Consider the following 23,844-nt stretch of genomic DNA (forward strand, 5'->3'; position numbering starts at 1 on the left):
ATTTTGTATCAATCGGGTTTGAGGAATTCAAGCAAGAACCCAAATATAACACAATCTAACCAGCGAAGTTCACATGTTACAAACCAAAGCTTCCGAAACAGTGCAAGAAGGATCCATTTTTGGACAAATCACAAATATGGATCACGAGCAACTCGTGATCTGCCATGACGCAGCCACTGGACTAAAAGCCCTCATCGGCATTCACAATACTACTTTAGGCCCGGCATTGGGAGGCACACGCATGTGGCCCTATGCTTCTGAGGCTGAAGCTATCACGGACGTCTTGAGACTTTCAAGAGGGATGACCTTCAAAAACTCCCTAGCCGGTCTCAATCTTGGAGGAGGAAAGGCAGTCATTATCGGAGATCCAAGCTTGAAAAGCGAGGCCTTTTTGAGAAGATTTGGCCGATTTGTAGAAAGTTTGGGAGGACGCTATGTGACTGCGGAAGATGTCAATATGAACACCGCAGACATGGAACATATTTCCATGGAAACCCGACATGTCACTGGCCTTCCTCAAATCAAAGGTGGCGCAGGCGATCCATCTCCTGTCACAGCTTATGGCGTATATGTTGGGATGAAGGCAGCAGCCAAAAAAGCCTTTGGATCTGATAATTTGGCTAGAAAGCGAATTGTCGTGCAAGGTGTGGGGCAAGTCGGAAAATACCTGATCGAATACTTAGTAAAGGAAAACGCGGAAGTATTGGTAACAGATATTTTTGAAGATAAGCTAAAAAAAGTAGCTCGTGAAACCGGTACACTTGCCGTCGACCCAGAGTTAATTTACGACTTGGACATGGATATTTATGCGCCTTGTGCATTGGGTGCTACAGTCAATGATGACACCATCGACCGATTGAAGTGTGCTGTGATTGCCGGCGGTGCCAACAACCAATTGAAGGATGAAGAAAAGCACGGTCGAATTCTTTTGGAAAAAGGAATCGTCTATGCTCCTGACTTCCTCATCAATGCAGGAGGAGTAATCAACGTCGGAGCTGAATACCTTGGAGATTATCAGCAAGAAACAGTCTTCAAGCAGACTGAAAAAATATATGATACTTGCCTAGGTATTTTGGATAAATCCGAAAAAGAGCAAATTCCTGCTCAGCAGGCAGCTATTCAAGTTGCAAAAGAGCGAATAGCTGCTATCGGTAGAGTTAAGTTACCCTTTTAAAAAGAATAAACTCGCTTAAATTTAAAAGCCACCGTATTGCTTCGGTGGCTTTTTTATGAGCGATCCGGGCGAATAAGCCCAATCAAAATGACTATATTTGCAGCTCGTTTGACTAATTATGCTAAATCGAAGAATCCTCAGGGTCAAAGCTTTTCAGAACCTCTATGCCTACGAACAGTGCAAGGCATCCAATCATAATCTCGCTCGCGATTTCATCAAAGAATCCTTCCTTCCTGATCTAAATAGCATGGAAGTTCAGGACAAAGCCGCCTTGAACAGAGAGGCCCAGTTGGCTTTGGAGATTTTTGAAAAAAACCTAAACAACACAGATGCCATTGAGGGATCTGATGCCAGCCCAAAAGTCAAAAAAGCAGTCAAAGAAGCCATTGTTCAATATCGAAACGCTAACCTGAGAGACCGGGAATTTTTGCTTAAAAATATGGTCACATCAGCCGAGCGAATTCCCCAACTCTATCTCACGGCGATTGAATTGATCCAGGCATTTGCAGACCATGTAGGGAAGGAATATGAAAGAAAGCGCAAACTTTCAGGAAGCCAAGCAGTGGAATTTTCCTCCGAATTGAACTTACACCGGAATCAAATTCTTGAAAAACTTCGAAACTCTCCCGCATATCAAGCCGCTTTAGCTAAAAACAATGTCAACTTGGACGACATTGAGCTGGAGATCAAGGAATGGTTCCGGGACTATGTCAAGCCTTCCGAGGAATATCAAGCTTACTTAGGCATCGACCAACCGACTGCTGAGCAGGATGAAGAGATAGTAGAGGCCATTTTGAAGAAAATTATTTTCAAAAATGAGGTAATTCTGAACTACTTTTCTGAAAAGGACCTTAATTGGACAGAGAACAAAGCTGTCGTGAGAAGTTTGGCAGCAAAAGTTTTCAAAAATGTACTGAACAGTGAAGTTTCAGATCTACCTGAAATTGCGATGAACTGGGAGGAGGATAAGGAGTTTTTTCAAAATATCTTTAACTTCACCATCGAGAGAGGTGCAGAAAACAGGGAGCTGATCGCTCAAAAAACCAAAAATTGGGACATTGATCGACTGGCTTTCACCGATAAGGTGATCATCTCTATGGCGATTACAGAAATGCAGCAATTCCCAAGCATTCCTGTAAAAGTCAGCATCAACGAATACATAGATATCTCGAAGACTTACAGCACACCGAAAAGTAAGCAGTTTGTAAACGGCCTTTTGGATGTGATGTCAAAAGAGTTAACTGAAAAGGGAAAAATCCGTAAGAGCGGAAGAGGACTTTTGGACAATAAATAACAGAAACTATGAGCAAGAGCAGCAATTCATTAATAGCATTTGTACTTGGAGCAGGCGTTGGTACTGCATTGGGTATTTTGTTTGCGCCTGATACAGGAAGCAATACCCGCGATAGACTTTCCTACAGACTATCAAAATACAAAAACGAGTTGGAAGAACTCATCGATGAACTCGTGGAAGGAAAAGAGCTACACCTCAACGAAGCAAAAACAGAGGGTAAGCGAGTGATCAACGACGCTAAAAATAAGGCAGAAAATCTACTTAACGACGTAAATAAATTAATCGACCAAATCAATAAAGACAACTGATTATGAAACTTAGAATTCTAAGCATCGCAGCAGCAGTTGCAGCCCTTTCTTTAGGAGCTTGCAGTCAAAAGACCCAGCAGGATGAGAAAATCAAAGCGCTAGAGGATAAAATTGCTCAATTGGAAGCGAAAGGATCATCCATCACTCCTGTGAACGCTCAAACTACTCAAGCTGCCGATCCGGCAACATTGGGAGCATTCCAGTTTGAAGAAATGGAATACAACTTCGGTACCATCAACGAAGGACAAGTTGTAGAGCGAGTTTTCAACTTCACTAACAATGGACAAGCTCCACTAGTAATTTCAAACATTACGGCATCTTGTGGCTGTACTAGCCCTGACTGGACCAAAACTCCGGTTAACCCAGGAGAAACTGGTTTTGTGAAGGTGGTTTTCAACTCAACTGCTAAGTCTGGTGCACAAGCTCCGACGGTAACCATCCAAGCTAATACCAACCCAACCGTGACTCGATTGAGACTGCGTGGTAATGTTACACCGAAAGCTGGAGGCCCTGCTCCCGTTGGACCAGTAAAGCGATAAATAACAAATGATAACAAGTATTTTGGCTCAAGCCTCCGCTGGAGGTGCAGGCATCATGGGACAGGTTTTCCTATTTGGATCCATCATTCTGATCATGTATTTCTTCATGATCCGTCCACAGCAGAAAAAACAAAAAGAGACAAAAAAATTCATTGAGGAAATCAAAAAAGGCGATCAAATCGTCACCATTGGTGGACTTCACGGAAAAGTCTCTTCGATCGATGGTGACACAGTGACGATGGAACTCGATCGCGGATTTAAAGTAACCGTTGAAAAGTCAGCGATTAGTCTAGATTTCACCAAAAAAACTTCAAAATAAGTTGAATTTTGCCGGAAACTAAACAGTCCAAAAGGGGAATAAGCCCCAAACAAGTCTCCAATATCAAAGTGGTAGTTCTCTGCGTCGCAGCGGCTACCACTTTTTGGATTTTAAATGCTCTCAATAAAGAGGACTACACCACCATTGTGGATTATCCAATCGAATTCGAATTCGATCAAGAGCAGTTTATGGCTGTGAAACCTTTACCATCCAGTATAGAAATCGAGATCAACGGAAATGGATGGGATCTGCTTCAAAAATATTTTCAGGTCAATGTACAGCCTTTCCTCGTTGAGCTTGATCGACCTGCAGCCAATGACTACCTTCTGACTGCTGATGTGAGAAGGAGTTTAAGTGAATTTATTTCCCCCACCCAACTTTTAAATCTTGGGACTGATAGCCTAAAGTTCCAAATCGATCCGATTCGTACTATCAAACTCACACCAACCCTAGACTCTACTAGCTACTCTCTAGGGAAAAACATCCGCATGCTCTCTAATCCGACTTTTGAGCCCAATACAATTACCTTGAAAGGCCCCTCAAGCATTCTGGACCTTTATGAAGGGAAATTCCCCATTTCCCTAGACGAAAACAGAATTGATCAGAATATTTCTAAAAATATCCCCTTAAAAATCTCTAAGGAACTGGCTGAATTTGTGACCTTAGAAACCGAAGAAATAAAGATAGAACTTGAAGTGGTTGCTTTTTTGGAGGGGAACAAACGCCTAAAATTGAAAAAGGTGAATTTCCCCAGATCGGTAAATTTGGAAGAGGAAGAGCCTATCGTAATGATGTATTACTTGGTGGATGAGCGGAAAACTGATCAGCTAAAAGATTTGGAATTTGAGGCAGTTTTAAATTATTCGAGAAGAAACAAGGAAGATTCCACAATCTCAATTCAAGTCAGTCCATTGCCGGAATTTTTGGATCAGGTAAGAGTAGAACCCAGTAGTTTTAAATTGATCTATGGCAACTAAGCCCAAAATCGTGGGATTGACCGGAGGAATTGCTTCTGGAAAATCCACCGTTGCAAAAATTTTTGAAATCCTGGGGGTTTCGGTTTATTATGCCGATGATCGAGCCAAGAAGCTCATGAATGAAGACCAGGAGTTAAAAAAGCAAATAAAGATTGCTTTTGGTGAGGAAAGCTATGATAAAAACGATCAACTCAATCGGCCATATTTAGCTGAAAAGGTTTTTAGCGATCCTGAGAAAGTAAAAATCATCAATAGCCTTGTGCACCCGGCAGTAGGAAGGGATTTTGAAGCATGGGCTTCTGCTCAAAATGGCAGCTATGTTCTTAAAGAAGCTGCCTTAATTTTCGAGACGGGCCAAGAAAAGAAGCTTGACGCGGTCATCAATGTAAGCTCACCGCTGAAAATTAGAATCGCGAGAGTTCTGATGCGTGACCCACACCGAACTGCAGACCAGGTCAATCATATTATTGATCAACAGCTACCTGACGAGGAGAAAAATGAAAAGGCTGACTACATCATTAAAAACAAGGAAAATACGCTATTAATACCTCAGGTATTAGCTATTCATCAACAGCTATCCTCATAGTTTTTTCTCTGTCCAACTTTTGTGGACAATTTTCCAGGTCCCATTCACCTTTATCAAGGTCAAAAAATCATAGTAATAGATTCCAGGCCAATAGAGCTCTGTTTCCACTGAAGCGGTATTCCCCTGTACTCGAATGGAAACGATGTTATTTTTATACTCATTGGTATCTCTTGGAGTCCCCTTTGCCGTACCACTAGCCCAAGTTTCAAAATCCGTGATGGTCAGATTTTCTCCTCGGTAGCCAATTAATCTTGCCTCTGGTAAAAACGCCTGATCCAACTTCGAACGGTCCCGTTCCATCATCCCATCAAAGTAAAGTTGAACAGTTTGAATAATCAGCTCTCTATCAGACTCCTCTTGAGCATAGGAGAAATTTGCCAAAACCAGGAAAGCGAATAAAACAAAGATCTTTTTCATTTTAGATCGGATTTAAATGAAAAAACCGTCCGATAGTCGGACGGTTTAGCTTATTTATATTCTATCGAATCCCAGATAACCATGCAATACTTCTGGCATGCGGATACCATCTGCCTCTTGGTTATTCTCAAGAATTGCCGCTACAATTCGAGGAAGTGCTAAAGCTGATCCATTTAAGGAATGTGCCAATTGCGTTTTCCTATCCTCTCCTCTGAAGCGTAGCTTTAATCTATTACTCTGGTAGGTTTCAAAGTTAGAAACTGAGCTCACTTCAAGCCACCTCTCTTGTGCAGCAGAATAAACCTCCATATCATAGGTCAATGCGGAAGTAAAGCCCATATCACCTCCACAAAGACGGAGAACTCGATAAGGAAGCTCAAGCTTCTGCAAAAGCCCCTGTACATAGGAACTCATTTGCTCCAAAGCCTCGTAGGATTTATCCGGGTGTGTAATTTGAACTATCTCTACTTTGTCAAATTGATGCAAGCGATTCAATCCCCGGACATGAGCTCCCCAACTTCCAGCTTCTCTTCGAAAACAAGGCGTATAACCAACATTCTTTACCGGCAACTCCTCCTCGGATAAAATCACATCTCGATACAAGTTAGTGATTGGAACTTCAGCCGTTGGGATTAAATACAAATTATCCGCAGTGGCATGATACATCTGTCCCTCTTTATCAGGAAGTTGACCCGTACCATAGCCAGAATCCTCATTGACCAAGATGGGTGGTTGCACTTCTACAAAGCCTGCTTTTAGAGCTTCGTCCAAGAAAAAATTAATCAATGCACGCTGAAGTCTCGCTCCTTTTCCTTTGTAAACAGGAAAACCCGCACCGGTAATTTTTACACCCAAGTCAAAATCGATGATATCGTATTTTTTTATCAGTTCCCAATGCGGCAACTTATCCTCATGCAGGGTAGGAATGGCACCATTTTCCAAAACCACCTCATTATCATCAGCCGATTTCCCGGCAGGAACGGAAAGATGAGGGATATTCGGAATAGTATAAAGTAAAGCCTTTAGATCCTCCTCTGCCTGAGTTGTTGAATCCTCCAACGCTTTGATCTCGGTTTTCAACTCAGCAGTCCGAGATTTGACTCTTTCAGCCTCCTCTCGTTGACCGTTCTTCATCAAGACCCCGATTTGCTTGGAAATACTGTTTGATTCGGCTTGAAGTTGATCTCGCTGGGTTTGGGATGATTTACGCTGATCGTCTAAGGCGATCACCTGCTCCAAAACAGCAGTAGCATCAGGGAAATTTCTTTTTTGTAAACCGGCTAAAACAGCATCAAAGTTTTCTCGGATTTGATTGACAAGTAGCATGTATTAAATCAAAATTGTGTGAAATCGCAAAGATAGCTACTTATCGCACAATCACCGTCTTGGTGACGGAAGAGAATGGTCCCTCGAGCTCAGTATTGTTATTTCTGAGGAGAGAAACTTTCACCTGATATTCGCCGGCAGGGAGATTTTCAATCCTGATTGGAGCCATATGGTCTATTTCGTACTCGTAGTCTCCAATTTCGATTTTCACTTTCAGCCCATCCAACTTCATATCACCTCCAAGCACTAAAAAGTCCACAACAAATTCATCTTCAGCGCCATACTCTTGATTTGCCCGGGGAAAATTCAGGGCTAAATACGGCTCTGCCGAATAAGGAAAGGGCCTGGAATCTCCTACTTGGAAATCCCGGTCAACGTAGTTTCCAAAGTTTTTCAAGGCAAAACCTGCTTCATCCACCAAAAAAGCCACTACCCGATAAGTACCTTCCTGAAGCTCCTGTTGAAAAATCGGACTTCGATGACCAACTGGATCACTTCCATTTAGAATTAGAAAAAGCCTAAACCGATTTGAAGCTTCCTCTTCAAAGGGGTAATTCTTGATATTGAATTCGAAAGGAACTTTACCAGGCCTGAACACCTGATTCCCTAAAGGTGTATAAAGCTCCAAAATGGCATCTGGAAAATCAGGTAATTCTTCATATTGAAAAAAAGCAACCTCGTCTCGCGCAACCTCTACTTGCGTAGAATCTTCCGAAGGATGCGGCACTACCTGCTCGTTAATTTTTTTTCTTTCCTCAGAGCAAGCCATCAGAAATACCACAGCAAAGCCAAGAAATATCAGGTTCTTTTTCATCAGCATGGGTTTTGACTCTAAAGGTATTATTTTTAGCCAAATTTTACTTGCCATACATTTAACATACCCACTATGTCAATCCTCTTTGATGAAATCCCCAGCTTGGATCTTGCCGATTTTACTTCCGGGTCGGTCGAACAAAAAGCAGCCTTTGTCAAAAAACTAAGTGAAGCATACGAAAACATAGGTTTTGTAGCGATCAAAAACCACGGTCTCAATCAAGACCTTCAAGATCGTCTATACAAGTCAATCAAGGACTTTTTCAGCCTGCCGGATGAAGTAAAAACGAAGTATGAACATCCAGAAATAGGATTTCAGCGAGGCTATACCGGCAAAGGAAAAGAGCATGCCAAAGGCAGAAATACCGGCGACTTGAAAGAGTTTTTCCATGTGGGACAAGAACTTTCTGAGATTCCCGAGGGGGATTCTGTGAAGGAAGAATATCCATCCAATGTCTGGCCGGAAGAAATCCCTGAATTCAAAGATGCGGCGACTGAAGCTTTCCAAACCCTCGAAAAAGCAGGAAAGGCGATGCTTAGAGCGATTGCAATCAGCTTGGAATTGGAAGAGGATTACTTTGAGGATAAAGTAGCATATGGAAATTCAATCCTGAGACAGATTCACTATTTCCCTATCGAAAATCCCGAAGAAGTGCCTGATGATGCCGTTCGCGCTGCAGAGCATGGGGATATCAATCTCATTACTCTTTTGATGGGAGCCAGTGCAGATGGGCTACAGGTATTGAGAAAGGATGGCAAATGGATTCCTATCACGGCACTTCCTGACCAGTTGGTGGTGAATGTAGGCGATATGCTCGAGCGACTGACCAATAAAAAGTTGAAATCAACCATTCACCGGGTAGTGAATCCACCTCGTGAATTGATGAATACGAGCCGATATTCCATTCCTTTCTTCATGCACCCACGCTCTGAAATGGACTTGACATGTCTGGAAAGTTGCATCAGTGAAGAAAACCCCAAGCAATTTGAAGATGCAACGGCAGGCGAATTTTTGGATGAGCGCCTACGGGAACTAGGCTTGAAAAAATAAACCATGTCGATCAAAAGGGTCAGATACTACTTGTTTCTTAAGGACATTCTGGCCCTTTCGCTGACTGCGTTTGGAGGACCGCAAGCTTTTCTAGCCATGCTCTTGGAGCGAATGGTCAATCAACGCGGCTACATTACCGAAGATGAGCTTTGGGAGCTAAATGCGCTATGCAATATGCTCCCGGGTCCATCCTCTACACAGTTGGTTTCCGCCATCGGTTTTCGGGTTGGAGGACCCAATCTTGCTTATCTGGCACTCTTGGTTTGGATCATTCCAGCCAGTTTGATCATGACGGGAGCCGCTATTTTAATTTACTTTCTTCAGGAAAAAACACCCGGGGCACTGAATTTTGCCAAATTCATTCAGCCCATGGCCATTGGGTTTATCATTTTTGCGGCTCAGAAAACCATCAGCAAAATGGTGCAGACCACCGAGGCAATGGTTTTGGTTCTTATTTCCACTTTTGTGGCCTTTTTCTACAGTTCGCCCTTCGTATTTCCCATCCTGCTGCTGATCGGAGGATTAAGCACCTCCATCAAATACAAAAAACAACCTAAACTGGAGCAAGACACCCCACTAAAGATCCAATGGGCTAATTTCTACCTCTGGGCGGGAGTGCTGGCAGGTGCCGCAGTATTGGGTGCTTTGACCAAATTCCAATCGGTCTTATTATTCGAAAATTTCTATCGAAACGGAAGTTTGATTTTTGGAGGGGGGCAAGTATTAGTCCCTTATCTCTACACCGAGTTTGTAGATTTCAAGCACTTCCTTTCTTCGGAAGAGTTTCTTACCGGATACGCAATTTCCCAAGGAATTCCCGGACCTACCTTCAGTATATCTTCTTTCGTCGGAGCGCTTTCTATGCGGGAGTATGGTTTACTAGGCTTCCTTACTGGTGGCTTGATAGCTGCTGCAGGAATATTTCTTCCAGGTATTTTTTTAATATTTTTCGTCATCCGATTTTGGGATCAACTCAAAAAATACCGCCCAGTTCGTGCTGCACTCGAAGGCATCAATGCAGTTTCCTGCGGTATGCTCATTGCTGCTGCATATCTGCTTTTCGAACCTCTGGAGGCTAATTTGCTGAATATTTTCATGATTTTAACTGCCTACAGCCTCCTCCAATTCACCAAAATTTCATCTCCTTGGATTATCTTAGGTGGAATTGTTTTAGGTATCCTAAACAACCTGATCTTCTAATCAAGGATTCGATTCAAGGAACAAGAAAACCTAGTTAGGCGTTTTGCTTTTATAAATCATTTCCTAACTTTCATTTATGCAGGCGTACGAATTTATCAATAACGTTATTCCACCACTCAAATTGACCGATCAGGCCAAGATGGCTTTGGCCTGGATGGAAGAGATTCGTACAGACCTTTTGCCAGTGGTAGATAAGGGTAAGTTTCTTGGATTTTTGAGTGATGAGATCATTTTTGATTTAAATGACCCAGAGAAGTTTCTTGAAACAATTCCTTTGAATAACTACAACTGTTGGGTCTACACTGATCAGCACGTATATGATATTTTGAAAATAAGTGCTGAACACCATTCCAATATGGTGGCGGTTCTGGACAGAGAAATGACCTACCTGGGAGTTGTGACCATGGAAGACGCCATATCAGCTTTTGCAGATAGCCTTTCCATTCAGTCTCAAGGTTCTGTCTTGGTCCTTTCCATGAATATGTCGGACTATAGCCTAGCTGAGATTGCCCGACTCACAGAGACAGAAAATACCAAAATCCTTAGCTCATTTATCAGCAATGATCCTCTCGATGATTCTAAGATAAAGCTAACGCTGAAGCTAGATCAGCCCGAACTTCGCTATATCAAAGCTACTTTGGAGCGCTTTGGCTACAAAATCCTCGATCACTATCAGGAAGAAGCAGGTATAAGCAGTGAAGAAGACCGAATCGGCAACTTGCTGAGATTTTTAGATATTTAGTGGATGAAATCGAGCAGGTCGCTAGCGACACACACCGGGATGATTTTAAAGTTTGCGAGATTCCATGTGACCATTAAAAAAGCAATTATAACCACATGAAAATTGCGCTTCACGGACTCAGCTTAAAGCAAGAATTTCTTCAAGACATCAAAGCACTCTTTCGTGCTTTGGAGAAAAAAAGCTTTGAAATTCACGTCACACAGCCCTTCGACAGACTCCTTCGAATGCAGGGAAATACTGGTCTTACCTATCAGCTCATCGATTCCAAAAATAAAATGGCTTCGATCGATTTTCTGATTTCCATTGGTGGGGACGGGACCCTTTTGGACTCAGTATGCCAAGTAGGAGCTTTGGAGACCCCGATTTTAGGACTGAATACAGGGAGATTGGGTTTTTTGGCTACAGTTACCACAGACACTATTGAGGAGGCGGTCAATCATCTATCCTCTGGAAATTTTCAAATAGAAGAAAGAAGCCTCGTGTCCTTAGACTGTGATCGAAAACTTTTCAATGGCTTGAACTTCGGGCTGAATGAATTCACCATTCACAAGCGAGACACCTCTTCCATGATCACCGTACACACCTACGTGGATGGAAAATATCTAAACAGCTATTGGGCAGATGGACTCATTGTGGCCACGCCTACCGGATCCACAGGTTATTCGCTAAGTTGCGGTGGTCCATTACTTTCTCCCAAAGCAAAAAACCTGGTGATTACCCCGGTCAGCCCTCACAACCTCAATGTGAGGCCGATAGTGGTTTCTGACGACAGTGAAATATGTATAGAAATCGAGGGTAGAGCTGACAAATACTTGGTCTCGCTGGACTCTAGATCCACCTCTGTTTCACCGGAACTAAGATTTAAAATCAAAAAAGAGACATTTTCAGCCAAACTTGTAAAGCTTCCCAATTATGATTTTTTTGATACCTTGAGACAGAAATTACATTGGGGTCTAGATATGAGAAATTAAGGCTCCAAATGATCGTTTTAGCTTAACAAAGATTAACCCAGGAGATACCAAAGAGCGTTTTTTAAACGTTAGGTACTTCATAACTTGCATCGTCTTGAAAAAGGTCAATTTTCAGATACTCAGCTTCTTTTATTGTTTTCTGCTCTTTGCGGGGATTACAGCCCCTGATGCCAAAGCTCAGAAATACGAAATCGGAGGAGGTCTAGGCACCACTGCTTACACCGGAGATATACTCAGAACTATTGACCTGGACCATTTAGGTCTTCACGGCACGTTGTTTGGCAAGAGAAATTTTGACAATGTCTGGACGCTTCGGGTAGGCATTACAGCAGGGACGATTCGGGCGACCGATAGCGTAAGACCCTTAGACCTAGCTGCTCAGCGTAGAGATGCGCGGTTTAGGGGTGGAATGATCGAGGGGTCAGCGGTAATGGAATTCAATTTTTTGGATTTCCTTCGGAATGATTCTGAGTTCTTCTGGTCTCCCTATGCATTCTTTGGAATTGGATACACGCATTTTTTCCTCAAAGGAAATACCTATGCATTCAACTCCTCCGATCGCTACAATCTAGGCACGGTAGTCATTCCCTTTGGTGGGGGAGTGAAATATCGGCTCAATGATCGCTGGACCCTGGCTATGGAAGCAGGAATCCGGGCTACTTTCACGGATTTTATCGATAGAATTGATAGTAGCTCCCCGCCCATACCAAGATTCCAAGACCCAAATAACCCCGATCAACCATACGGGATTAATTTTGGAAATCCCTACGACAAGGACTGGTACTACTTCCTGAGTCTCACGATCAGCTATACCATACAGAGTACAAAGTGCTACGCCTATTAATTAATTGAGTCTTAGGCTTAATATTTGGAAAAGAAATAGCATTTTTGTACCTCCAAAAATGTAGGTACCCGGATCGGAAGTAATGAAGGAAGTTTTAGACCGAGAGCGAATCCCCAATCACATAGCAATCATCATGGATGGCAATGGCCGCTGGGCCAAAAAGAAAGGCGCCATGCGGATATTTGGTCATCGTCACGCTATTCAGGCCGTGAAGGATGCCATTGAGGGGGCAGAGAATCTTGGTGTAAAGTACCTGACTCTATTTTCGTTTTCGACCGAAAACTGGTCCCGTCCACAGGAAGAAGTCAATGGATTGATGGAACTCCTCGTAAAAACTATCACTGATGAGGTGCCGATGATGATGAAAAACAACATCCGCCTGGAAAGTATCGGTGATCTGGACAGCCTTCCTCCCAATGCCTTCGACAAGCTAATGGAAGCCAAGAGGACAACAGAAGGAAATGATGGATTGACTGTCATCTTAGCACTTAGCTACAGTGGTCAGTGGGAAATCACCCAAGCAACCAAGCGCATTGCTCAAAAAATCTCTGAAGGAAAATTGAAGGTAGAAGAAATCAACCAACAGTTGATTGAAGACCACCTTGAGACCGCGGGCATCCCCAATCCGGAACTGATGATTCGGACAAGTGGGGAGTATCGTATCAGCAATTTTCTGCTTTGGCAACTAGCCTACACGGAGTTACATTTTACTCCGGTTCTATGGCCTGATTTCAGAAGAGAGCACCTCTTGGCTGCTATCATCGACTATCAGAAGAGAGAGCGTAGGTTTGGCAAAACAGGGGAGCAGGTTAAATCTTAAGTAATTGATGAAAAGAAGTTTACTGATTCTATTTTGTCTAGTATGGGCAAACACAGCGATGTCGCAGATACGGCTTGGGCAATCGAGATATTCCTCGAGCAAGCCTATAGACATCATGGAGTTGAACTACTCCAAGCCACAGACTTATCGAATCGCCGAGATAAAAGCTGTAGGGCTTTCGACGCTTGATGAAAACGCGATCATCTCCCTTTCAGGGCTGAAGGTGGATGATCAGATCGAGGTGCCCGGAGATGCTATTTCCAATGCTCTGAAAAAACTCTGGAATCAGGGGATCATCGGAGATGTGAAAATCTTGGTCACAAAGGTAGAGGGTGAAGACATTTCATTGTTGCTTGACCTCACTGAGCGCCCGCGATTCTCCAGAGTTGAATTTACCGGGATCAACAAAACCCAAGAAAGCGAACTACGGGATAAAATAAATATCCGTGGTCGGGTAGTGCGTGAGGATGTACTCAACACTTCCCAAAGAAATATTCAAAAATACTTTGTCGACAAAGGCTTTTTGAACACAGAAGTAAAGGTAGCCCAAGTCAGAGATACGACTTTACCCAATAGCGTGAAACTTAGATTTGATGTAGATACCAAAGGAAAAGTCAAGATCAACGAAATCCGGGTGTTTGGAAATGAGGAAATCACAGACGCCAAAATCAAATCCAAACTCAAGAAAACCAAAGAACATGCTCGGGTAAGTGTCTTTAAGGATGTCTATTCCAGAATGACCGCGGCTGGGCCTTCAGACGTAGCGAATGCAATTTTGTACACTGACTCCGCCTCAAAGGAGGATGTCAAGTCATACATCAATAAAAATTTCAAACTCAACTTTTTCGCAGGATCGAAATACATCCCAAAAGAATATCGAAACGATAAAGACAATGTGGTCAATTTCTACCAAACGAAAGGTTTTAGAGATGCCAAAATCGTTACCGATTCGATTTATTCCTTTGGTCAAGATGAAATCAATATTGACCTAGAAATCGAAGAAGGTCAAAAATATTACTATCGAAATATTGAATTCAACGGAAACTTTATTCACCCAGATCAGGTGCTACGAGCCAAGTTGGGAATTCAAAAAGGCGACGTTTACGATCGGGAGAAACTGGAAAAAAGACTGAATTATGACCCTCAAAAAGGCGATGATGTCAGCTCTCTCTATCAGGACGATGGATACTTGTTTTTCAACATCCAACCTGTAGAAGTCAACGTAATCGGTGATTCCATTGATATGGAAATGCGGATTTTTGAAGGTCCTCAGGTGACTGTGAATTCTGTCAATATCAAAGGAAACGAGCGAACTTCCGACCACGTAGTAATGCGGGAAATCCGAATTCTCCCTGGGCAGAAGTTCAATAGAGCACTTTTGGTACGAACCATTCGAGAACTTTCCCAATTGGGCTATTTTGATCCGGAAAAGATCAATCCTGATCTCCGGCCAAATTTTGATGCTGCTACCGTGGACATCACCTTTGAGCTCGAAGAGCGTCCAAATGATCAAATTGAGCTTTCCGGTGGTTGGGGAGGATTCTTCGGATTCGTTGGTACAGTTGGCTTGACGTTCAACAATTTCTCGATCAAAAACATCGGAAACTTCGACAAGTGGGATCCACTTCCTGTGGGAGATGGACAGAAGCTTTCACTTCGAGTACAGGCTAATGGTCGATCTTTCCAAAACTATTCGATCTCATTGACTGAACCTTGGTTTGGAGGTAAGAAGCCGAATGCATTGAGTTTCAGCTTTAATCACTCTGTACAGCGTCAGGTTGACTTCTTTAATCCAGGCAATTTTGGACAGGAACTTGGCTTCTTCAAAATCACTGGAGCTACCCTAGGCTTAGCTAGAAGAGTTACCTGGCCCGATGATTATTTCAGCATTTCTAACTCCCTGCAATTCCAAGTTTACGAATTTGATCAGTTTGGTACTTCATTTGGTCTGAGCTATCCAACAGGTAGATCCAATAGTCTTACACTCAACACAACGATAGCTAGGAACAACATCGATAATCCAATCTATCCAAGATTTGGATCGAATGTGATGCTAAATGTGGCGATGACTCCACCTTACTCATCCATGAATGACAATCTAAGTCCAGAATCTCCGGATGAGGAAAAGTACAAGTGGCTGGAATATCATAAGTGGATGTTTGATGCGAGTATTTACACTCCACTATTTGGGTCCAACAAACTCGTGGCAAGTGCTCGAGCGCACATGGGATTCTTGGGATCTTATGGTAATCGAATCGGCATCATTCCATTGGAGCGATTCGTAATGGGTGGTGACGGGATGACCTTCAACAACTTTGCCCTAGGTCAAGAAATCATCGGTCTGAGAGGTTATGAAAACCAATCCATCACCCCAGGTCGGGATACCCGTGGTACAGCAGACCCAGATCCATTTGGAGGTATCGTGTATAACAAATACGTGATGGAGTTGCGATTCTTGGTTTCTCCGAACCCTTCTGCTACCATATTTGTCTTAGGATTTGCTGAAGCTGGTAACAACTGGGGATCCTATGAGGAATTCAATCCGTATGATTTGAAAAAATCTGCGGGTGTGGGTGCACGGATCTTTATGCCAGCCTTTGGATTGCTCGGTGTAGACTGGGGCTACGGTTTCGACCCCATCCCTGGACAGACTCGTCGAAGTGGTCCACAGTTCCACTTCACCATTGGTCAGCAGTTTAGATAAAATAAATTGATGCAGAATTGGTTAATTTATGTCAAATTTAATGTTTGGTTCGAGCGTTTTAGCTCCTAGGACAAAATGATATCATTAGACATGAACAAAGCCATCAAAATCATACTTTTGCTATCCATTACTTTGATTAGCAATCAGTTATTGGCTCAAAAGTTTGGATACATTGACTCAGAATATGTGCTCAACAAGCACCCGGATTACAAAGTGGTACAGCAAGAGCTGGAAAAGCTGAGTAATGCCTGGAAGAAAGAGGCACAGGATTTGGATGCTGAGATCAAAGAAATGTATATACAGCTCAAGGCGGAAGAAGTCCTCTTGACCGAAGAAATGTACCAAAAACGAATGCAGGAAATCCAAAAGAAGGAAAAAACTTCTCAGGAGTTCAACAGCCGGATATTCGGAATCAACGGTCAGTACTTCCAAAAGCAAGCCGAACTCTTGCAACCGCTACAGTCAAAAATATACGATGCCATCGAGCGGGTTTCCCGTAAAAACAACTTGGCGATGTTATTTGACAAAGCTTCCGTACCTTCGGGCATTATTTACACAGACCCAAGACATGATTATTCGGAATTTGTCTTGGAAGAATTAGGAATAGAAGACAACAATTAAAATTAAATTCAAAACGTATGAAAGTAAAAGTTATCCTTTCTGCAGTCGCTCTGATCTGCGCAGGATTTGCAGCACAAGCACAAGACTTGAAAATTGGCTATACCAATGTGGAGTTTATCATGGACCTGATGCCAGAGATGGAGCAGATTGGCGCTGATTTGCAAGACTATCAAACTCAGCTTCAAACCAACATTCAGACTAAAGCGAACGATTTTCAGCGTCAAGTGCAGACTTATCAACAGGCTGCTCAGACTATGACTGATGATGCACGCGCGGCAAAAGAAGCAGAATTGACTAAGCTTCAGCAAGATCTTCAAAAATACGAGCAAGATGCTCAAGTGAGCTATCAGCGAAAGCTACAGGAGCTCCTAGAGCCTGTACAGACTAAGGTGATCAATGCGATCAATGCAGTAGCCGCTGAAAATAACTACACCCATATCTTTGCTGAGACAGCCGGTCAAGCTCCTATCCTTCTTTACACCAAAGAGCAGGACAAATTCACTGAATTGGTTTTGGCTAAGCTTGGATTAGAGATGCCTACTCCTCCAGCAGGTGCAAATCAGTAATCGTATCAAATAAAATCAAATGCCGGCTCTTGACTCTCAGGGGTCGGCATTTTTGCTTATGGCAAAAAAAAACCCCAAAGAATTGATTCAGAAAAGCCAAGACGCTGTTTTGGTAGATTTTTATGCTGATTGGTGTGGACCCTGTCAGACGATGGACCCGATTATCGCAGAGGTACTGGACGAGCTTGGTGGGAAGATCAAACTTTTAAAAATAAACGTAGATAAGCATCCTCAACTGGCACAGCAGTTTGCCGTCAGGTCTATTCCCCATTACGCATTATTCAAAAGAGGAAAAATCCTCTGGCGAAAAGGAGGAATCATGACCAAGAAAGACCTTCACCAAAGTCTAAAGGCTTTTTATTGATCAAGAAAAGCCTACAAACCCAATCATAAAATTTCCTGTCAAAAGCTAGATTATCTGCTTTTTTTGATTTGGTTTGTAAAGCTTATTCCCCTGATTAAAAAACCCTTACACCCTATGGATTGGTCAAAAGCAATTGACAGTTCCATCGAAATACTTCAAAAATCGGATCGAGGTATTGTCTTGATGGATATGTACAACAATATCCTCACTCCTGAGGAAGCCGCATTCAACAAAACAACCGTAACGCCTTACAATGCTTTGAAATTTATTCAACGGCAATTTGCAGGACTTGGATTTGATGTCTCTAAAAAAGAGAATCGAATTAAAATGATCGCCTTACTTGAGGAACTGGATCGACTTAGCAAAGAAAAACTTAGATTATAAGCACCTTGGCTCACTTTAGTCCGGACACTAATCTTACTGAAAGAAAAGCGGAAAAATATAAAAAATAAAGCCCAAGAACAGGATGCTCTTGGGCTAAGTGTTTTAAAGGAAAAACTTGAGTCTGACTACCTCTTTTTCAGACAGGAAGCGATAATTACCCCGCTTCAGGTCTTTCTTGTCCAGGCCTGCATACAACACTCGATCAAGCGCTGTGACATCATAGCCTAGATGTGCGAAGATTCTCCTCACAATTCGGTTTTTACCAATATGAATTTCCAAACCTAAGATTCTTCGATCCACTGAAAGTACCTGCAAATCATCCACCTCGGCTAGGCCATCTTCCAGCGTCAATCCTTCCCGGATTGCCTCTTCATCATTTTTGGTCAATGGCTTATCGAGCGTCACCTGATAGATCTTCTTGATCTTGTTGGAAGGATGAGATAGCTTGGCCGCGAGTTCGCCGTCATTGGTAAACAAAAGCAATCCCGTGGTATTTCTATCCAACCTTCCAATTGGGAATATCCGCTCCTCACAGGCATTTTCTACCAGATTCATGACTGTTTTTCGCTCCAAAGGATCCTCTGTGGTAGTGATAAAATCCTTTGGCTTATTCAGTAGAATATAGACTGGCTTCTCAGGGTTAATTCGCTTCCCATTATACACCACGCGGTCATCGCGCTTGACCTTATAGCCCATCTCCTTGATCACTTCTCCATTGACGGTGATTTGACCATTTTGAATGAGTTGGTCAGCTTCCCTCCTGCTACAAATACCTGAGTTGGCAATGTATTTATTGAGGCGAATAAGCTCGGTACTGGACTTTTTATTCTTTGCCTGGGGAATATCCTGAAAGTCATATTCAGGACGGGTGGTTTCCTGATTCTGAATACGATTCGGACGGTTTTTACCAAAGCCTCTCTTTGCAGAAGATCTATTGCCCTTTTCAGGTGCTTTCTCTCCATACATGGGCTTTTGATCCTTCCCCCTTCCTACATAAGTTCGCTTGGTACCAGGATTGTAATCGCGCTCATTTCTTTCGCGCTTAGGTGATTCTTCCTCCTTATTAAAAAATCGCTTGGAAGGAGACTTTCTGTTATCACTTGGCCCTCCTTCATTAAAATCCTTCTTAAAGCGCGGTTTGGATCCTTTTTTATCGAATCGCTTATCCGAAGATTGGAAATCTGATTTTCCGGATTTAAACCTTTTTGGACGATCTTGAGACTCCTCTCTTTTTTCTGATTTATCCTTACCAAAGAATGGTTTGCGTGGATTGTTTTTCATAAGTATGCAGCATCACTGCTGGATTTTGTTGTTTTGATAATTTACTGAATTCCAATTAATTGAATTGGGCTGCAAAGATAGATGATTTCCAATCGATATACTATTCAGCACGCCCCTTATCCAAATAAAAAGCTTTGGTCGCATTTCGGACAGAACCTTCCTTGATCAGTAGGTTTCGTGCCTCAGTTTCTCCCAAGCCCGTGGCCTCCATGATCATCCGGGTGCCTCGCTCCACTAGTTTGGCATTGCTTAGCTGCATATCAACCATCTTATTTCCTTTGACCCGACCGAGTTTGATCATAACTGTCGTAGAAATCATATTCAATACGAGTTTCTGTGCCGTACCTGCTTTCATTCGGGTACTTCCCGTAACGAATTCAGGACCTACCACTGCCTCCAGTGGATGTTCCACCTCTTGGCTTAATGGGGAATTTGGGTTGCAAGTAATACAGGCAGTAAGCAATCCTTTTTGCCTAGCTTCTTTCACCCCGCCGATCACATAGGGCGTTGTGCCGGAGGCAGCTATTCCAATGACGGTGTCCTGCTCCTTGAAACCATATGCCTGAATATCCTTCCAGGCTTGATTTGGGTCATCCTCTGCATTTTCTACAGCTTTTCTGATAGCTAAATCTCCCCCTGCGATCAAACCAATCACCCAATCATCCGGCACACCATAAGTAGGTGGACATTCAGAAGCATCCAAAATCCCCAGTCTTCCTGAAGTCCCCGCTCCGATGTAAAAAAGCCTTCCGCCCTCTTCCATCCGAGGGACAATCTGACTCACCAAAGCTGAGATTTCTGGTATAATCTTTTCTACTGCCAAAGGCACTTTTTGATCTTCACGGTTGATATTTTGGAGCAAATCCAAGACGGACATTTGTTCCAAATTATCATAGAGCGAACTGCTTTCGGTTACCTTCATAGCTTATTTTGATGATAGAGTGTCAACCCTGCAATGGGGTTTTCGATGATTTTCTGAATATTCAATCCTTGATCGTAAGCGGCTTTTCGGAGAATTGTACTGTTGTAAAAGGCGATCGAGCCCACAAAATTCACCGGCTTACTTCGGAAGTCCTGGTAGCGGGAAATATGCTTTTCAAAAAACTCTAGAAACGATTCATAATACAATGAATAGCAGTAAGGGTGATTGCTGTGTTCGGTGATAAACTTGCAGAAACCAGCCATGTATCGATTTGGATAAGGCTTACGATAAACATGATCCTGAATGATCTCCTGCGTCAAGCCAAACTCTTTGACAAAAGCCTCTTGAATATCCTTGGGCATATCATCGTAGATAAAGTCGCGAAGTAGCTTTCTACCAACATACGCTCCTCCCCCTTCATCACCTAAAATATAGCCGGGAGCTGGCCTGGTAGCCACTATTTTCTCCCCATCAAAATCACAGCTATTCGAACCCGTCCCCAAAATACAAGCAATCCCAGGCTCATGGCCACAGGTAGCATGAGCAGCCGCAGCCAAATCATGGTCGATTGTAATGGTAGCATGTGGGAAAATCGTAGCTAAAGCTCGTGAAACTTCAGCCTTCCGCTCAGCAGCCGAGCATCCAGCTCCATAAAAATAAATTTCTTTAGTCACGGCAGAAATACTCAAGAGAAACTCCTGCCGCATTTCCTTTTCCATCTCCTCTGAAGTCTGGTAGTAAGGGTTGAACCCAACTCCTCTGAATTGTGAAATACTTCCGTCTTGATGAATGACTCTCCAGTCTGTCTTACTGGAACCGCTATCTGCAATTAAAATCATAGTAATTTTCCAATGGCTGAAAATCTTCCAAATACCTTTTCAGTATGTGGAGCATCGACTAGCTCCTCTGTGAGGTCTTGTCCAGCCCAATGTTCGTAATGTTTTCCGTTTTTCCACAATCTAGATGCAGTCACATCATAGATAATGCCCTGGTAGGCAATCCAAATCTCCGGCTTATCCTGACCATTTCGAAGCGCTAATTGCTGCCGCGTGTAGGTTTGCATCAGAGTAATTTAATCTGTGCATTGATCCAACGCTCGGGAATTTCTCCTTTTTGGGCGGTCTGATAATCTCCGTAGCTACAGGGAATGGTCATCGTACCCCGGTCAAATCTATCAGGATCGTTTTGGGGAATTTCCATCCACCACTTGCCACTACGCTTACTCTTGTAGAAAACCAAAGAGTTTGGCTCTGCGTCCAAAGATACCGTATATTTAATATAGTCGCTGCTTTTGAAAGAAAGGCTGTCTTTCCTTGAATAAAACCCTTCGATAAAGTACCAAAGCATCACAGCTGCTACCATGGCTGTTTTATTTTGACTATCGTCGAAATAAGGCTCGTATCCATAGACTCCAAAAGAACTCAATTTCTCATTCATCCCTGCAAACCAGCAAATCTGACAAGCCTCCTCTGCAGTAAGCCCAAAAGGATTTGCCTCGGGGACTCCCGGAGCATCTGAAGATTGAATAGCCGCCAAGTCAAAGCTCAGCAGGTCAGCATTCCGAATAATGGGTTCAATCTCTTTAAACTCCTTACGAACCAATCCCAATCTCAGGTGATCGAAATAAAGCTTTTCGATCACATTTACCAAGGATGGATCGACCAAATAACTCTGGTATGCAATGTGAGCGTAGGAGAAAAGGAAGTTTGGCTGATGAAGAATAATCTCTTGGGTGTGCTTTTGGGACAAAGGCCCTTCTTCTTCCATGTCAAATTTGGCATCTACGGTCAAAAGCGAAACCAATTTCTTCATCTTTTCATAGGAGAGATACTGACCGTAATCCAGGTCATGACTTCCCCCAAAGTAGATAGGAAGAATCTGCTTTTTCATCAGAAAATCTCCTACTTTTTGGATCCGCTCGTAGGATTCTTCCAGCTTTTCTCCCGGGATCAAATCGCCCAAGTCTGCCACTCGATAGGAACCAATACCCCGCTTAAGTGAATAAAGCTTCTCGCGAATTTCGATTGCAGCCCGATCCATACTTCTACTCTCCTTTTCTCCACGGGTTTCCTTTAGCCCAATGAGCGCAATTTGGATACCTTTGAGATCGGGAAATTCTTCTCCATACCAGTGAATCTGTTTGAAGAAGGAATTTTCAGGATATTTTTTCTGCCAAAGAAAATCGGCTACGGGTTCAAAAAAAGACTGAATACTCATAGTTGGAGGTTAGATTTTAAAAATAATCAAAAAAGTATGAGCAAATAAAAAATCCCGCAAATGCGGGATTTTTTATTTAGCCTCCGAAATCATCGAATCGGATATTTTCTTCCGGAATACCCATGTCGTCTAGCAACTTGAGTACCGCTGCATTCATCAATGGAGGACCACAGAGGTAATATTCAACCTCATCTGGCTCCGGATGATTCTTCAGATAATTATCGAACAGAACTTGGTGAATGAAACCAACATAACCGTCACCCTCATCATCCAAAGTTTCTTTAATCTTCCAATTGTCCTCAGGAAGTGGCTCGGAAAGACCGATGTAGAACTTGAAGTTCGGGAAGTCTTTTTCGATTTCACGGAAATGAGGAACATAGAACAATTCCTTCTTAGATCTACCTCCATACCAGTATGATACTTTTCGATCCGTCTTCTCAGTATGGAATAGGTGGAAAATATGAGATCTCAATGGTGCCATACCTGCTCCACCACCGATGTAGATCATCTCACGTTGAGTAGGGTTAATATGGAATTCACCATAAGGACCTGAGATCGTCACTTTGTCACCAGGCTTTCTGGAGAATACATAAGAAGAACAAACACCAGGATTGACATCCATCCACTTATTGTTAGCACGATCCCATGGTGGAGTCGCGATACGGATGGTCAACATGATAATGTTACCCTCTGCAGGGTGGTTGGCCATAGAGTAAGCTCGGAATAGCTCTTCGTCATTTTTCATGACAAGATCCCACAAACCAAACTTATCCCAATCACTCTGATATACATCTTTAGGGTGACCCAATTCAGGATGTGGGGTGATGTCCATATCCTTGAAGTTGACTGTGATCGCTGGCACATCGATCTGAATGTAACCACCTGATTCAAAGTCAAGGTTTTCACCCTCAGGAAGTTTCACTTTGAATTCTTTGATGAAAGTAGATACGTTGTAGTTGGATACAACCTCGCATTCCCACTTCTTGATACCGAAGATTTCTTCTGGAACGCGGATTTTCATATCCTGCTTTACTTTCACCTGACAAGCCAAGCGTACATTTCCTTGCTGCTCAGCCCGGCTAAGATGTCCAACCTCTGTAGGTAAGACTTCTCCGCCACCTTCTTCTACTACACACTTGCACATGGCGCAAGTACCCCCGCCTCCACATGCTGAAGGAAGGAAAATCTTTTGATTACCTAGAGTAGAAAGCAAGGTCGTACCGGCTGAAGTGACCAGTGGACTGCTATCGTCCCCATTAATGACGATTTTCACATCTCCGGAATTGACCAGTTTGGACTGAGCAAACAGAAGGATGAAAACCAGCAAAAGGATAATCAGGGTAAATGCTACGATTGACGTGATAATTACTGAACCCATGAAATTTTGGTTTTACTTTTCGGATG

27 protein-coding genes are annotated in these 23,844 nt (G+C 42.9%); 18 read left to right on the plus strand and 9 right to left on the minus strand.

Going from position 1 to position 23,844, the window contains the following annotated elements; genetic code table 11:
- The first annotated feature begins 73 nt into the window (after positions 1-73).
- The 7 genes from OU792_RS10945 to coaE all read left to right on the plus strand — a co-directional run bounded on the left by OU792_RS10945 (position 74) and on the right by coaE (position 5,197).
- Positions 74-1,174, plus strand: a complete 1,101-nt coding sequence (locus OU792_RS10945; RefSeq protein WP_026947614.1) for a Glu/Leu/Phe/Val dehydrogenase dimerization domain-containing protein — start codon at positions 74-76, stop codon at positions 1,172-1,174.
- A gap of 118 nt (positions 1,175-1,292) precedes the next feature.
- Positions 1,293-2,468 carry a transcription antitermination factor NusB gene (gene nusB, locus OU792_RS10950; protein WP_134199447.1) on the plus strand — a complete coding sequence of 392 codons (1,176 nt, stop codon included), beginning with the start codon at positions 1,293-1,295 and terminating at the stop codon, positions 2,466-2,468.
- Between the two features lie 8 nt (positions 2,469-2,476).
- Positions 2,477-2,776: a YtxH domain-containing protein gene (locus OU792_RS10955; protein ID WP_133390345.1), complete on the plus strand. Its 300-nt coding sequence runs from the start codon at positions 2,477-2,479 to the stop codon at positions 2,774-2,776.
- 2 nt (positions 2,777-2,778) lie between these two features.
- The gene (locus OU792_RS10960; RefSeq protein WP_133390344.1) at positions 2,779-3,315 is read left to right on the plus strand and encodes a DUF1573 domain-containing protein; all 537 of its coding nucleotides are present in this window, start codon (positions 2,779-2,781) and stop codon (positions 3,313-3,315) included.
- A 7-nt stretch (positions 3,316-3,322) separates the two neighbouring features.
- Positions 3,323-3,634, plus strand: a complete 312-nt coding sequence (yajC, locus tag OU792_RS10965) for a preprotein translocase subunit YajC (protein WP_134199445.1) — start codon at positions 3,323-3,325, stop codon at positions 3,632-3,634.
- 8 nt (positions 3,635-3,642) lie between these two features.
- Positions 3,643-4,611, plus strand: coding sequence for a YbbR-like domain-containing protein (locus OU792_RS10970; protein ID WP_274670185.1), 969 nt, complete (start codon positions 3,643-3,645; stop codon positions 4,609-4,611).
- The gene (gene coaE / locus OU792_RS10975) at positions 4,601-5,197 is read left to right on the plus strand and encodes a dephospho-CoA kinase (RefSeq protein WP_026947608.1); all 597 of its coding nucleotides are present in this window, start codon (positions 4,601-4,603) and stop codon (positions 5,195-5,197) included. The genes OU792_RS10970 and coaE overlap by 11 nt, the downstream gene beginning before the upstream one ends.
- Here the strand turns inward: coaE and OU792_RS10980 are convergent.
- From OU792_RS10980 to OU792_RS10990, 3 genes are read right to left on the minus strand one after another with little or no spacing between them, the layout of a single operon-like run.
- Positions 5,192-5,614 carry a nuclear transport factor 2 family protein gene (locus OU792_RS10980; protein WP_274670186.1) on the minus strand — a complete coding sequence of 141 codons (423 nt, stop codon included), beginning with the start codon at positions 5,612-5,614 and terminating at the stop codon, positions 5,192-5,194. The two genes, coaE and OU792_RS10980, sit on opposite strands and share 6 nt — an antisense overlap.
- 54 nt (positions 5,615-5,668) lie before the next feature.
- Positions 5,669-6,940: a serine--tRNA ligase gene (serS, locus tag OU792_RS10985; RefSeq protein ID WP_274670187.1), complete on the minus strand. Its 1,272-nt coding sequence runs from the start codon at positions 6,938-6,940 to the stop codon at positions 5,669-5,671.
- A 40-nt stretch (positions 6,941-6,980) separates the two neighbouring features.
- Positions 6,981-7,754, minus strand: a complete 774-nt coding sequence (locus OU792_RS10990) for a hypothetical protein (protein WP_274670188.1) — start codon at positions 7,752-7,754, stop codon at positions 6,981-6,983.
- Between the two features lie 72 nt (positions 7,755-7,826).
- On the opposite strand from OU792_RS10990, the gene OU792_RS10995 reads away from it, so the two are divergent.
- The 11 genes from OU792_RS10995 to OU792_RS11045 all read left to right on the plus strand — a co-directional run bounded on the left by OU792_RS10995 (position 7,827) and on the right by OU792_RS11045 (position 18,020).
- Complete coding sequence (locus tag OU792_RS10995) at positions 7,827-8,804, plus strand: isopenicillin N synthase family dioxygenase (protein ID WP_274670189.1); 978 nt, start codon at positions 7,827-7,829, stop codon at positions 8,802-8,804.
- 3 nt (positions 8,805-8,807) lie between these two features.
- Positions 8,808-10,004, plus strand: a complete 1,197-nt coding sequence (gene chrA, locus OU792_RS11000) for a chromate efflux transporter (protein WP_026947603.1) — start codon at positions 8,808-8,810, stop codon at positions 10,002-10,004.
- 76 nt (positions 10,005-10,080) lie between these two features.
- Complete coding sequence (locus OU792_RS11005; RefSeq protein WP_274670190.1) at positions 10,081-10,746, plus strand: CBS domain-containing protein; 666 nt, start codon at positions 10,081-10,083, stop codon at positions 10,744-10,746.
- Positions 10,747-10,841: 95 nt separating this feature from the next.
- Complete coding sequence (locus OU792_RS11010; protein WP_274670191.1) at positions 10,842-11,717, plus strand: NAD kinase; 876 nt, start codon at positions 10,842-10,844, stop codon at positions 11,715-11,717.
- 94 nt (positions 11,718-11,811) lie between these two features.
- Positions 11,812-12,561, plus strand: coding sequence for a type IX secretion system protein PorG (gene porG, locus OU792_RS11015; protein ID WP_222584014.1), 750 nt, complete (start codon positions 11,812-11,814; stop codon positions 12,559-12,561).
- A gap of 82 nt (positions 12,562-12,643) precedes the next feature.
- Positions 12,644-13,381 (plus strand): isoprenyl transferase, encoded by a 738-nt coding sequence (locus tag OU792_RS11020; RefSeq protein ID WP_100629082.1) that lies wholly within the window; start codon positions 12,644-12,646, stop codon positions 13,379-13,381.
- Positions 13,382-13,388: 7 nt separating this feature from the next.
- Entirely contained in the window at positions 13,389-16,085 is a 2,697-nt protein-coding gene (locus OU792_RS11025; protein ID WP_134199429.1) for a BamA/OMP85 family outer membrane protein, read from the plus strand.
- A gap of 90 nt (positions 16,086-16,175) precedes the next feature.
- Positions 16,176-16,706: an OmpH family outer membrane protein gene (locus tag OU792_RS11030; RefSeq protein WP_026947597.1), complete on the plus strand. Its 531-nt coding sequence runs from the start codon at positions 16,176-16,178 to the stop codon at positions 16,704-16,706.
- Between the two features lie 17 nt (positions 16,707-16,723).
- On the plus strand, positions 16,724-17,272 hold the full coding sequence (locus tag OU792_RS11035) for an OmpH family outer membrane protein (protein WP_134199427.1): 549 nt from the start codon (positions 16,724-16,726) through the stop codon (positions 17,270-17,272).
- Between the two features lie 58 nt (positions 17,273-17,330).
- Positions 17,331-17,636: a thioredoxin gene (gene trxA / locus OU792_RS11040; protein WP_274670192.1), complete on the plus strand. Its 306-nt coding sequence runs from the start codon at positions 17,331-17,333 to the stop codon at positions 17,634-17,636.
- A gap of 114 nt (positions 17,637-17,750) precedes the next feature.
- On the plus strand, positions 17,751-18,020 hold the full coding sequence (locus tag OU792_RS11045) for a hypothetical protein (RefSeq protein WP_274670193.1): 270 nt from the start codon (positions 17,751-17,753) through the stop codon (positions 18,018-18,020).
- Between the two features lie 102 nt (positions 18,021-18,122).
- Here OU792_RS11045 and OU792_RS11050 read toward each other — a convergent pair whose 3' ends face one another.
- From OU792_RS11050 to nqrF, 6 genes are all read right to left on the minus strand, one after another.
- Positions 18,123-19,301, minus strand: coding sequence for a pseudouridine synthase (locus OU792_RS11050; protein WP_274670194.1), 1,179 nt, complete (start codon positions 19,299-19,301; stop codon positions 18,123-18,125).
- Between the two features lie 100 nt (positions 19,302-19,401).
- Positions 19,402-20,223 (minus strand): N-acetylmuramic acid 6-phosphate etherase, encoded by an 822-nt coding sequence (gene murQ, locus OU792_RS11055; RefSeq protein WP_274670195.1) that lies wholly within the window; start codon positions 20,221-20,223, stop codon positions 19,402-19,404.
- Entirely contained in the window at positions 20,220-21,062 is an 843-nt protein-coding gene (locus OU792_RS11060; RefSeq protein WP_274670196.1) for an N-acetylglucosamine kinase, read from the minus strand. The genes murQ and OU792_RS11060 overlap by 4 nt, the downstream gene beginning before the upstream one ends.
- Positions 21,059-21,286 (minus strand): cytochrome b5 domain-containing protein, encoded by a 228-nt coding sequence (locus OU792_RS11065; RefSeq protein WP_274670197.1) that lies wholly within the window; start codon positions 21,284-21,286, stop codon positions 21,059-21,061. The genes OU792_RS11060 and OU792_RS11065 overlap by 4 nt, the downstream gene beginning before the upstream one ends.
- Positions 21,286-22,440 carry a formimidoylglutamase gene (locus tag OU792_RS11070; protein WP_026947589.1) on the minus strand — a complete coding sequence of 385 codons (1,155 nt, stop codon included), beginning with the start codon at positions 22,438-22,440 and terminating at the stop codon, positions 21,286-21,288. Before OU792_RS11070 ends, OU792_RS11065 begins: the two co-directional genes overlap by 1 nt.
- A 76-nt stretch (positions 22,441-22,516) precedes the next feature.
- Positions 22,517-23,818: an NADH:ubiquinone reductase (Na(+)-transporting) subunit F gene (gene nqrF, locus OU792_RS11075; protein ID WP_100629075.1), complete on the minus strand. Its 1,302-nt coding sequence runs from the start codon at positions 23,816-23,818 to the stop codon at positions 22,517-22,519.
- Positions 23,819-23,844 lie beyond the last annotated feature (26 nt).

It is taken from the genome of Algoriphagus sp. NF (assembly GCF_028823735.1).
Lineage (GTDB): Bacteria > Bacteroidota > Bacteroidia > Cytophagales > Cyclobacteriaceae > Algoriphagus > Algoriphagus marincola.